The 11,772-nt window shown below is 60.1% G+C and carries 12 protein-coding genes; all 12 read right to left on the reverse strand.

What is annotated here, in order from left to right; translation table 11 throughout:
• Position 1 precedes the first annotated feature (1 nt).
• The 12 genes from tssJ to tssE all read right to left on the reverse strand — a co-directional run bounded on the left by tssJ (position 2) and on the right by tssE (position 11,766).
• The gene (tssJ, locus tag ACGSLL_RS07685; RefSeq protein ID WP_394504590.1) at positions 2-502 is read right to left on the reverse strand and encodes a type VI secretion system lipoprotein TssJ; all 501 of its coding nucleotides are present in this window, start codon (positions 500-502) and stop codon (positions 2-4) included.
• 5 nt (positions 503-507) lie between these two features.
• Positions 508-1,704, reverse strand: a complete 1,197-nt coding sequence (gene tagH / locus ACGSLL_RS07690; RefSeq protein ID WP_394504592.1) for a type VI secretion system-associated FHA domain protein TagH — start codon at positions 1,702-1,704, stop codon at positions 508-510.
• 18 nt (positions 1,705-1,722) lie between these two features.
• The gene (locus tag ACGSLL_RS07695; RefSeq protein ID WP_003229566.1) at positions 1,723-1,863 is read right to left on the reverse strand and encodes a hypothetical protein; all 141 of its coding nucleotides are present in this window, start codon (positions 1,861-1,863) and stop codon (positions 1,723-1,725) included.
• Between the two features lie 93 nt (positions 1,864-1,956).
• On the reverse strand, positions 1,957-3,477 hold the full coding sequence (locus ACGSLL_RS07700) for a sigma-54 interaction domain-containing protein (protein ID WP_394504595.1): 1,521 nt from the start codon (positions 3,475-3,477) through the stop codon (positions 1,957-1,959).
• 10 nt (positions 3,478-3,487) lie between these two features.
• On the reverse strand, positions 3,488-6,145 hold the full coding sequence (tssH, locus tag ACGSLL_RS07705) for a type VI secretion system ATPase TssH (protein WP_394504597.1): 2,658 nt from the start codon (positions 6,143-6,145) through the stop codon (positions 3,488-3,490).
• A gap of 11 nt (positions 6,146-6,156) precedes the next feature.
• Positions 6,157-7,164 carry a type VI secretion system baseplate subunit TssG gene (tssG, locus tag ACGSLL_RS07710; protein WP_090287595.1) on the reverse strand — a complete coding sequence of 336 codons (1,008 nt, stop codon included), beginning with the start codon at positions 7,162-7,164 and terminating at the stop codon, positions 6,157-6,159.
• Entirely contained in the window at positions 7,128-8,915 is a 1,788-nt protein-coding gene (tssF, locus tag ACGSLL_RS07715) for a type VI secretion system baseplate subunit TssF (RefSeq protein ID WP_093096845.1), read from the reverse strand. The genes tssG and tssF overlap by 37 nt, the downstream gene beginning before the upstream one ends.
• A 69-nt stretch (positions 8,916-8,984) precedes the next feature.
• Positions 8,985-9,407 (reverse strand): hypothetical protein, encoded by a 423-nt coding sequence (locus ACGSLL_RS07720; protein ID WP_394504601.1) that lies wholly within the window; start codon positions 9,405-9,407, stop codon positions 8,985-8,987.
• Between the two features lie 7 nt (positions 9,408-9,414).
• Complete coding sequence (locus ACGSLL_RS07725) at positions 9,415-9,828, reverse strand: hypothetical protein (protein WP_394504603.1); 414 nt, start codon at positions 9,826-9,828, stop codon at positions 9,415-9,417.
• 52 nt (positions 9,829-9,880) lie between these two features.
• Entirely contained in the window at positions 9,881-10,810 is a 930-nt protein-coding gene (locus ACGSLL_RS07730; RefSeq protein ID WP_394504605.1) for a DUF6402 family protein, read from the reverse strand.
• 12 nt (positions 10,811-10,822) lie between these two features.
• On the reverse strand, positions 10,823-11,347 hold the full coding sequence (locus tag ACGSLL_RS07735; protein ID WP_083353839.1) for a PAAR domain-containing protein: 525 nt from the start codon (positions 11,345-11,347) through the stop codon (positions 10,823-10,825).
• An 11-nt stretch (positions 11,348-11,358) separates the two neighbouring features.
• Entirely contained in the window at positions 11,359-11,766 is a 408-nt protein-coding gene (tssE, locus tag ACGSLL_RS07740; RefSeq protein ID WP_090287609.1) for a type VI secretion system baseplate subunit TssE, read from the reverse strand.
• Between the last annotated feature and the right edge of the window lie 6 nt (positions 11,767-11,772).

An 11,772-nucleotide genomic window follows, 5' to 3' on the forward strand; every position in this document is an offset into this window, starting at 1 on the left:
TTCAGTCATCCGCCTTGGCGAGCACTTGATGGGTGTTACGGATGCCGGTCTGGTCCAGCGTCAGATCGACTTCGGTGACTTCCAGCGGCGTGATCTGAACCGTGTGGCGCCATTGGGTGTCCGGCAAGTCGCGGTAAGCGGCGAGAACGCCAACATAAAGGCTGCCCTCTTCCACCTTGAGCTTCAGCTCCACGGTTTCACCCGGGCGCAGCTCAAGTTCTTCACTGGCCACCAGATCCGGGTTGAGGGCTTCCTTGGCGCGCTCGTAGAGGCTGAAGAAATCAGCGTTCTCGAAAGTCACCGGATGCTTGAGTTCGAACAGGCGCACCACGATCGGCGACGGCCGCCCGTTGAGGTCCGGGTTGAGCTGATCGCTGCCGGTCAGTTTCAGGTTGATCTTGGTCACTTTCGAGTACGGCGACAGCGACGAGCAACCGGCGAGCAGCACCAGCAGGGTGAGCGCAGTCAGCGTCTGGAAAAAAGCGGTCGAGCGGCGAGACATGCGCATCATCCTTGGTGGTCGGTGTGGAGGGTGGAAATCAGGCGGATCTGTTCTTCGTAGGCCTGAGCGAAGTCGCGGGCCAGCAGGCGCTCGCTCCAGTCATCGTCCTGACGCAGCGCCTGGTGATAACGGCCGAACGCTCTCCAGCGTCCGCCCGACGTGGCGATCAGTGGCTTGTTGTCGCGCTCGAAACGCAGGGTCAGTTGCTCCGGCGAGAAGTGCTCCAGCGTGCCGCGCACGGCGGCGCGGCTGGCGGTGAGCAAGGCCACTTGATGCGCCTGCAGATCACGGAACGCGCGGGAGATCGCCTGTTCGGCCGGCAGATGCCCGGGCTTGCTCGGCTGCAACAGAATCTCCAGCGCTTCGCTCGGGTCAACGGCGAATTTCAGCGGGTTCTTGTTGGTGCCTTGCACGGTGGTCTGGGCCAGACGCAATTCGTTTTTCAGCTCCGAGCGGGTGCGCAGGCTCTGCTGCAAACCGCCGACGCTCTGGCGCAACAGGCGCGCCGCATTGATCGCCATGGCCTCGCGTTCGTCGTGGCTGAGGCCTTTGACGTCGACCCCCAGCGCCGCGCCGAAATGCTCCCAGAAGCCGTCGCTCTGACGCTCGACGGCTTTCGGGGCCGGAGCGGGCTCGGGTTCGACCGGGGCGGCGATCAGCTCCGGCACCAGCAGGCTTTCCATGTCGATGCGCGCGTAGTCGGCACGCTGACGCGAATCTTCCGGTTTGGCCGTGGGCGCCAGCAGCTCGTCGATTTCCGAGTACACGCGCTCCTGCTGCTCAAGCGCATTGAGCGGGTCGAGATCGAGGAACGCGTCGTCCGGAATGATGCTGCCAGCGGCGCGTGGGCGCCCGACTTCACCGTCGAAGGTCGCCGGGTCGCGCACCAGCCGCGCGCGAATCTCGAAGTCGCCGAGGATGTAGGTGCTGCCGTGCTCGATGCGCACCGGCTCGCCCTTGTGCAGGCGCGCGTGGCTACTGCCGTCCTGGACACCGTTGCTGCTGGTGTCGGTGAGGAAGAACGTGCCATCGCGGTAGCTGACAATCGCGTGATGATTGGACAGGTGACGCTTGCGGTCAGGGATGATCCAGTCGCAGTCCTCGCCCCGCCCGATCACGCCGCCGGCCTGTTTGAAGGTCCGCTGGCACAATTCGGTGGGCACGAACTGCTTGGTGTTCAGCATTTCGAAAACCAATTCCATGTTTGATGCTCCTTGCGGTCACTTGCCGCGATTGACCGCTTGCGGATCACCCAACGGGCGATAGTCGTTGTCGTTGAATTTGTAATTGCCGCTACAGCCGCCAAGGCCGCATAGAACGACGAGGGTCAGCAGGACAGCGTGCCAGTGACGAACAGACATCAGAGGGTCTCCAGGTGTAGACAAAGCACAAAGCGCCGACCCTTGCGGGCGGCGCTGAAATAGATTTTTCGGGGCGGATCGATGCGTTTTTGCCTAGCCATCGAAATCCCCCAGATTGATGTTCAGACGGCCGAGCCGATACAGCAGCGTGCGCCGTGGCAGCCCCAGTTCGCGGGCGGCGAGAGTCTGGTTGCCGTCGTTCTTGCGCAGGCAATCGAGTAGCAAGGTGCGCTCGACCTGCTCCAGGCGTTCGCGCAGGTTCAGGTGGCTGTTGTCCTCGAGGATCGGCTCCATGCGCAGGGCAAAATGCTCGGCGAGCAGTTCGCCGCCTTCGCACAGCAGCACGGCACGTTCGACCAGCGCCTTGAGTTCGCGCACATTGCCGGGGAAGGTGTAACCCGACAGGTGCTCCAGCGCCGCGCTCGACCAGCGCACCGGATCGCGCTGCAGATAGGCACAGGTTTTTTCCGCGAAGTGTTGCGCCAGTTCGAGGATGTCGCCCTCGCGCTGCCGCAGCGCCGGCAACTCGATCGGAAATTGCGCGAGGCGGTAATACAGGTCCTCGCGAAACTTGCCTTCGCCGACCAGCGCCGCCAGATCGCGGTGCGTCGCAGCGATGATGCGCACGTCGATCTTGTGCGTGTCGTTGGAACCCAGCGGACGAATCTCGCCTTCCTGCAACACGCGCAGAATCTTTGCCTGCAACGACAGCGGCATGTCGCCGATCTCGTCGAGCAGCAGCGTGCCGCCATTGGCTGCATCGAACAGACCGGCGCGGTCGCGATCGGCGCCGGTGAAAGCGCCCTTGCGATAGCCGAACAACTCGCTTTCAAGCAGGTTTTCCGGCACCGCCGCGCAGTTCTGCACGATGAACGCCTGGGACCGGCGCGGGCCACAATCGTGGATCGCCCGCGCAACCACTTCCTTGCCGGTGCCGGTTTCGCCGCGCAACAACACGGTGTACGGGCTGTGCAGGACTTTGCTGATCAGCGAATGGGTCTGGCGCATCGCTGCGCTTTTGCCGATCAGGCCGTAGCCGCTGATGCTCGGCACGCTGCGCACTGCGGTGGCCGATTCCGCCGATGGCTGACGCAGACGTTGCAGCAAATGCAACTGGCCGAGCACGAACGAACCGAGCTGTCCGAGGGAATCGGCAAAGCCCTGCAAGTCGGTGCGACGACGGCTGGCGCAGAGCAACAAGCCTTCGACCGCTTTGTGGCTGTTGACCAGCGGCACGCACAGCAACGATTGCCAGGCGCTTGAGGTCGCCGGTAGAAAACTGGTCTCGTGCAAGCTGCCGCTCAAATCGTCGAGGCACACCACGCGGTTCTGGCACAGGGCGAATTGCAGCAGCTGTTCACCGTTGTAATCGGCAGGCAGGCTCGCTGCCTGGCGCGGTTGCAGCGCGCCATCGAGGCATTCGGCGTTCATCCCCAGGCAAGTGTGAGTGGCGTCGAGCAGGTACAGCTGCGTCAGTTCGCAACCGCTCAGCTCGGCCAGCCCGCGCACGAAGTCACCCAGCAGCGCAGCACCGTCCGCCGCCCGCGAAAGACTGGCGAACTGCGCCAGCAACGCTTCGGCGTAGACCAGTGGCTGCGGCACTCGAGTGAACATCACACCCACCTCAGGCGAACTCGCACGTCACGCTGGCGTCGCCGTCGAGCGTGGCGTGCACGCGCTTGAGGCTTTCACCCGTGGCCATCGCATCGAGCAGACGATCAGCCACCAGCGGCAATACGTGCTGGTCGAGCAAATGGTCGATCAGGCGCGCGCCGCTTTCGCTTTGCGTGCAGCGCTCGGACAGGTGATCGACGAGGTTCTGGCACCAGGTGAAATCCAGCTGACGACGATTCAGGCGCTCGCCCAGACGACCGAGTTTGATCTCGATCAGCTCGCGCAAGACAGGGCCGCCGACCGGGTAGTACGGCACCACTTTCATCCGCGCCAGCAGCGCCGGTTTGAAGTGTTTGCTGAGCACCGGGCGAATGGTTTCTTCGAGCACTTCGGCGGTTGGCCGCGCGCCGTTCTCGCAGAGGTCGCTGATCTTGTCGCTACCGAGGTTCGAGGTCATCAGGATCAACGTATTGCGGAAGTCGATCTCGCGACCTTCGCCGTCGTTGGCCACGCCTTTGTCGAAGATCTGATAGAACAGGTTGAGCACGTCCGGGTCGGCCTTTTCGACTTCGTCGAGCAGCACCACCGAGTACGGCTTCTGGCGCACGGCTTCGGTGAGCATGCCGCCCTCGCCGTAACCGACGTAGCCCGGCGGCGCGCCGATCAGGCGGGAGACGGTGTGCTTCTCCTGGAATTCGGACATGTTGATGGTGGTGATGAAACGGTCGCCGCCATACAGCAGGTCAGCCAGGGCCAGCGCGGTTTCGGTCTTGCCGACGCCGCTCGGGCCGACCAGCAGGAACACGCCGACCGGTGCGTCAGGCTTGTTCAGACCGGCAGCAGTGGCGCGCATCGAGCGATCCAGCGCGTGCACGGCTTGTTCCTGACCACGAATGCGCGTGCGCAAATCGGTGGCGAAACTGGCGACCTTGGCGTTGTGTTCGCGGGCCAGTTGCGCCAGCGGCACGCCGGTCCAGGCGCTGATCACTTCGGCAACCAGTCGCGGGCACACTTCGAAGCTGACCAGACGCTCTTTGACCTGCGCAGCAGTCAACGCCGTGTGGGTTTCGTGCAGCTGCGCTTCCAGTGCTTCGACGCTTTGCCCTTCTTCGACTTCGGCGGCGTGAGTTTCGATCACCGTGCCTTCGGCGTCTTCCTCAACGCTGACAGTCGGCTCGACAGCCGCAGCTTCGCGGGCCTTGGCCAGTTGCTGACGCAATTCCAGCAGGCGCTCGGCCAATGCTTTCTGCTCGGTCCACAGGGTTTCCAGCGCGACCATCTCGCTTTCGGCTTCGTCCAGACGCGCTTCCAGTGCCTCCAGCGCTTCGTGGTCGATCAGCAGACCGGCCTCGGCATCGCGGCGCAGGGCCTGACGCTGGCGGCCGCCTTCCGCCAGTTCGCCACGCAGGCGCTCGAGACTTTCCGGGGCGGCGGCGAGGCTGATGCGCACGCGGGCGCATGCGGTGTCGAGAACGTCGACGGCTTTGTCCGGCAGTTGTCGCCCGGCCAGATAACGCGCGGACAATTCGGCTGCGGAGACTACCGCGTCATCGCGCAGGTAGATGCCGTGGCTCTTCTCGTAGACCTGAGCCAGACCACGCAGGATGGTCACCGCTTCACTGACAGTCGGTTCGTGCAGCTGCACGGGCTGGAAACGACGGGCCAGCGCCGGGTCCTTCTCGAAGTATTTCTTGTATTCGGCCCAGGTGGTCGCGGCGATGGTGCGCAATTCGCCGCGGGCCAGTGCCGGTTTCAGCAGGTTGGCCGCGTCGGAGCCGCCGGCATTGCCGCCCGCGCCGATGAGCGTGTGGGCTTCGTCGATGAACAGAATGATCGGCTTAGGCGAAGCTTTGACTTCGTCGATCACGCCTTTCAGTCGACGCTCGAACTCGCCTTTGACACTGGCGCCGGCCTGCAACAGGCCCATGTCCAGCGAGAGCAATTCAACGCCTTTGAGCACCTGCGGCACTTCACCGGCGGCGATGCGCGAGGCCAGACCTTCGACGATGGCGGTCTTACCGACACCGGCCTCACCGACGACGATCGGGTTGTTCTTACGGCGGCGGGCGAGGATGTCGACCATCTGGCGGATCGCGCCGTCACGGCACAGCACCGGGTCGAGTTTGCCGTCGCGGGCCTGCTGGGTCAGGTTGTGGGTAAATCGCTGCAACAACGATTCGCCTTGTGCGGCCGGTTTGCCATTGGCCGCCGGTTGCTCCTGTTGCGACAGGGCGAATTCCTTCAGGCGATCGATGTTCAGCTTGGCGAGCAGCGGCTGATAACGGCTGCCGGCGTAGCGCATCGGGTTGCGCAGCAAAGCCAGAATCAGCGCGGCATCTTCGACCTGGGTCTGGCCCAGTTCAAGGTTGGCCACCAGCAGTGCGTCTTGCAGCCACTGCACCAGTTCCGGGGCGAACACCGGGTTGCGCGAAGCGCTGTGCTCAACCCGCGATTGCAGCGCGGCGCTCAGCTCACCAGCATCGACGTCGGCATCCTGCAAGGCGCGCGACAGCAAGCCGTTCGGACGTTCCAGCAGGCCCAGCAGCAGGTCTTCGACGAGAATCTTGCTACCGCCCCGAGCCACACAACGCTCGGCCGAACGCTCCAGATCACGACGGGTTTCGGCGTCCAGCGCCTGGATGAGTTGTTGCAGGTCTACGTTGATCATGGCTCACGTCCTTAATGAATTTTGCTGCCCAGGGTCACCACGCCGTCCGCTTTCTCGCGGCCCAGCCAACTGGTCCAGCCAAGGCGACAGGCGTTCTGCTCACCGATGCGCAGTTCGCGGATTTCTTCCTGGCGCAGGACCAGGCGAATGTCGTAATCGAGCGGGTCACGCAGGGTGAACCGCACCAGCGCGCAGAGCGGCTGGTAACCGAAACCGATCGGCAGGAATTCGTGGAAGCGCTGCCAGTCGAGTTCGGTGATATGGATGCGGAATTTGCCGCTGCGGTCGCGCACGTGTTCGCCGAGCACCAGGTCTTCGCCGAGCAGGCTGTTGGCGCGGCCCAGACGATTGCGCTGCTCGTCGAGAATTTCCACGCGGCGCTCGATGCACTGCTCGATGACCAGGTCTTCGTGCTTGAAGTAGTAACGCAGCACGGCTTCGATCAGCGCCGCCGAGTGCGCCCGCAGGCTGAGCAGGCCGAGGTAAGGCAGCAGGCGTTTCCAATTGAGTTCCTTGGCCTTGCGGATCTCGTCGCCGCCCAGACCGATCAGCGCGAACAGCTGCGCCGAGAACGGATCGACCGCGCCGCTCTGGAAGCTTGCGCGGTAGCGGTACTTGCGCCAGATCGGCAGCATCAGCCGTTGCAGGCGATGGTGGAACAGGTCGAGGAAATTGCGTGTCGGGTTGCCGTCTTCGCTGTCGCCCAGCGCCTGCTCGCCGTAGAACGCCGGCAGCGGCGAACCGGAGCCGACCAGGCCGATCAGGTTGAAGCGCATGCGCGCGCGCATCTTGCCGTGCTCTTCGAAAAACTCGACGCGATCGACGTCGCTGCGCGGAAAGCCCAGGCTCGGGTTGGCCTGAAACTCGACCTGATCGTACAGATCGTCTTCGCTCAGGTGCGGGTGGGCCTCGCGCAGCCGGTCGATCACCAGCAGCACGGCCTGAAACAGCGAGTACTCGCGTATTACCTTGGTCAGCCCGCTTAGAGCAGGGGCTGCAGGCCCATACGTGGTGTCCATTGGTACACCTCTCCCTGTGTGCTTTTTACCCGCAGCTCATGGAATGAATTGAGACTGGCGTAAAGCGCGAAAAACTCGTTGAGAACCGAAGCGAAGACGAACAGGTCGCCTTCGCCGATATAGCCTTCCGGGTCGATGGTCAGTTCGGTGCGCAAGCCGCGCACCGGCAGGCCGCGATGCAAGCGGTCGACGTGGTGATGTTTGATGTGCTTGAGGCCGCCGAGCAGGCGTTTGCTGACCTTCTCCGCGTGCTGGTCGTAGTAGCGCGGCAAGTCGTAGGTTTCCAGAATCACCTTCAACGCATTGACGTCGGCCAGCGACAGATAGTTAAGCGACATGTTGCTGATCAGCTTCCACAGGAAGTCACGATTCAGCGGCGGCGCGAAACTCGGGGTGGCCGGGGTGATGTTGCGGAAGCTCAGGAACTCCGGCGTCTCTTCGCAAGCCATGCAGATGTCGCCGAGCTTGAGCTTTTTCGGCAGGTTCTGGTTGGTGCACATCAGCTCGATCGACAGGGTTTCGTGGGCTTCGGTGTGGCGGATGCCGAAGCTCAGGTAGGTGTCGAGGCCGTCGTGCAGCAGGGACGAACGCTGGCGGATGCTGTAATGCGGGCGGCTGTTGGGGACGTCGAAACTCGGGTCGTGCTCGAACGATTCGAACGGCACGTATTCCTGATAACCGAGGCCGCCGGGCTTCCAGCCGGTCACGGTTTCCACCGAGAACACACCGCAGTTTTCCAGATCGTATTCCGCCGGCAGCAGCAGGTATTCGTCCTGTTTGCCGTCGAGACGGATTGGCAGTGCGTCGTGGGCAAACAGGTTGGCAATCGGCGTGCAGAACAGCTTGACGTTATCCAGCGTCGGACGCATGCGCATGATGCCGCTCTTGCGAATATCGAAACGCAGTTCGAGGCCGCGCATCTGCTTGAGCGTGTCTTCCGGCAGCGCCTTGAGGATGTCCAGACCGTTGACGTCGACGAAAAGGAATTTGTCCTGGAAGGCGAAGTATTCCTGCAGGTAGCGATAGCCACGGAAGGTGTTCAGCGGATACGGGATCAACGCTTCTTCTTCGGCAAAGCCCACGGGTTTCACGCGGTCGCCGGGAATCTTGAACGCCATCGGCTTGCCGCTGACGCCATCGATCGGCTTGCCGGCTCCGTCAAGCGGGATCAGTTCGATGCCATCAAGATTGCGCAGCAGGCTCAGGTACAGCATCTGGCTGATGTAGCGTTCGCCGGCAAAGTGCAGGCGCAGTTTGCTCAGCTCCAGCTCGCCGAGATGGCCGTCGGCACTCATCTCCAGGCGCAGACTGAGCAGCGAGCCATCGCCCTTCACCGAATAGTTCAGCGCCGCCAGATCCAGCGGCAGCACTTCGGTCGGGTAACAAGTGCGGAAACGGCAGCGCACGTCTTCGATCGGCTTGCTCTCGATCGGCGTATCGCGCTCGACCAGCAGCGCCGGCCCGGAACGCTTGAGCGGGTCGAACTGCAAAATGCTGAACGCCGGCAGCGGGCGCATGTAGTTCGGCCACAGCAGCTGCATCAACGAATGGCTGAGCTCCGGCAACTCGTCATCGAGCTTCTGCCGTAGGCGCCCGGTCAGGAACGCAAAGCCTTCGAGCAACCGCTCCACATCCGGATCCCGCCCGGCTTGGCCCAGATACGGCGCCAGCGCCGGACTACGCTCGGCGAAACGGCGACCGAGCTGGCGCAGTGCGGTGAGTTCGCTTTGGTAGTAGTGGTTAAAGGACACGGGGTACCTGCCTGGTAATGGAGCTCATGGAAATACCGACCTGTGAATTACGTTCAACGCCCGACTTGGTCATTGGATTGCACCTGCAGGCCGACTTGGCTGAATGCGACCTGTGATGTTTCGCAAAGCCCAGCGCAACTCGATGACTTGAGTGGCGAGGATCGCCAGCAACGTGACGCAGCCTTGGGCCACGCCGTAGAACAGGGCTCTTAACGGGTTGTCGGGTAGCATCCAGAGCAGGATGAAGCCCACCATCAGAAAAAGGATGACCAGCTTGGCAACCAGATTTGGAGTCAGCGCAACGATCAGATTGACGCTCAGAAAAATGTAAAACAGTGCGTAAGTCGCAATGCCGATGGCGACGCCATGGGAGGTAAATCCGCCGTTGAAAAGCTTGTAAGCATGCACAACCGCGTAATTCAAAAATGCATAAGCCACGCATCCGAGGGCGTGGGTTGATAAACATAGGGCGAGACGGACGTAGCTGTTCATACTTCTATCAGTTTTCCAGAATCTCGTAGGGTGTATTACTGATGAAAATATTCAGCCAGCTTTCTTCCCATTGCGGCATGGAAATTACAAAAGCCTTATCTTTCTTTTCGAAGGCGATCCAAGTAATTCCAACCTCAGCATCATCTTCAAATGTACGCATGTCCAATGACTGAGTATCATACAGCGGGGTTCGATATACCTTTCCCGGCTCTTTTGAATCGATAACTCTTAAATACGCCATACCACCAAGCATGAAGATCCTGCCGACACGTACATTCTCAATTGTGTAGCGACCCGAGGGACTAGCTGTAGTTGTACTTGCAGGATAGTCCAGCATTGCGTTCAAGCAATAAACGAGCAATGCTATAAACACCAAGAGCAAACTGATAGGCACTAGCCATTTCTTTTTAAGCGTAGTCATTTTTTCGCCACACCCAGTTCGACAGCGGATTGTACATGAGTAAAAATGCGCATCATTTATTCCAAACATTAATAACTGTCGCGGGAACGTTTTGATATTGAACATCAGACAGAACCTGGAAATCACCGCCTTTTTTAAATTCCATCCGATATTTTACAAAGTGAGAATTTGTAATATAGAAATAACGCGAGCTCTCTATTTCCCTAAACATCGCCTGAGAATCTTCCGCACTGATATAGGGGTTTGAAGCGATGTCTGACTTCATCTGCGCTGCACCGGCATTTGCGGTGGCCGCATAGGCAGGGTTGGCTATACCATCAAAGTTCCAGAACCCCAATGGCTGACTGAAATTGTCATCCGGTGAGTCATTGAAGTCATACGCGTCCTCAGCATAAAACCCAATTCGCTCCACAAACAGCTGAATGCTATCTACGGAAATCACCAGTTTTCCTTCTGGAAATACGCGGACATTAAAGTTTGCCAGCGCAGCTCGCAACTCATCAGTTTTCTCTATCAGGCCAAATTTAACTGCTCGATTATTACTGTATCCAAACTCTTCAACCTTCCTAGCGCCCGCAAACTTAAAAGGATAGACACCCGGCGCCGAGCCAAGATACTTATCTTTAATCTTCTTGCTTATATTATTACGACCTGCAGTATTATCCCAAGCAGACTTAAGCTCTTCAATGACAGCTTTCGCAGGTTCAAACTGCATCAACCAGTCCATTTTTACGATAGTGTCATTCACGTAGGCGATGTCAGCAAGAGCAATATGGTCTTTGACCTCTTTACTCATCGCACCATCGGCGGTTGGCCATGGCGCGCCATCAAACCAGTGGCGCATAAGCTTCGCAGCAACTGGCCATTTCATCTTATCCATCGCATCAGGTATGTCTGTGATTTTGAATTGACGGACAGCTGCAGACTTACCAGTTTGGTTACTGGCCGGCGTCAGACTTGATGCTATTTTCGTATCCGCCATAACAAAATCCTTTTATCCAATTACGACTTCAGATTGCTGTTCAATAGTCAACTCATAGGACTCCGCTATAGAGGACGAGATTTTTTGCGTCTTCCCGTCGGCTCCCGTGACCCCACTGATAACTTTCCCCGAGGCTGTTTTGAAGCTGTATGCCACTCCCGCCAGTGGCTTCCCAGAGTCCTGACAATTGATGACGTAGTGCTCGTTAAACGGCCATTTGATCTCTACCGGCAACGGCGGCACAAACGGCGCCGGCGAATGCGAATTGCCGATAATCACCGTCCCCGATCCAGCCGTTACTTTATTGCCATGAGATCCAACCGAACCGACCGTGGCAGCCGGTTTTCCGTTGATCAACACGGTAGTGGCAAGATCGCCGACCAACGCACCACCACACGCCGAGGCATCGCCTTGGCGGGCGGCCGCGAGGCCGTCGAAGAACACGTCGCCGGAACCGGCGGCGATCGGGTTGGTGCCGTGGCCGGGGAGCGGGCAAGCGGTGGGGTCGGATACGCGTGCTGCGGGTTTGCCAGACATCGGGGATCTCCTTAGGTGACCTTGACTTGACCGCTGCCATCCAGGCGCGCGGAAAAACTGACCTGACGCTTGAACCCTTCAACTTCCAGCAAACCTTCGATACTGAAGGCCAGGCGCAGTTGATCGTGGTCACGCGGCAGGGAAATGACACGCACGTTGCTCAGGCGCGGTTCGTAGGCTTCGATGAAGCTTTCGATGGCCAGGCGGGCCTGACTCAGCGAGTCGTGCAGGCTCAGGCGCATGTCATTGAGATCGGGCAACCCGTAGTCGGCCAGCGTTTGCACGCTGCCGGCCCGGGTGCTGAGCATTTTGGCCAGATGGGCAGCCACCGACGCCATGGCAGAAACCTCGAGGCTCTTGCCATTGCGTAGTTGTGCGTCGCCGTTGAGGCGTTCGAACAGGCTGCCGTATCCGTCCATGAGTCG

Source organism: Pseudomonas retamae (genome assembly GCF_043496865.1).
Classification (GTDB): domain Bacteria; phylum Pseudomonadota; class Gammaproteobacteria; order Pseudomonadales; family Pseudomonadaceae; genus Aquipseudomonas; species Aquipseudomonas retamae.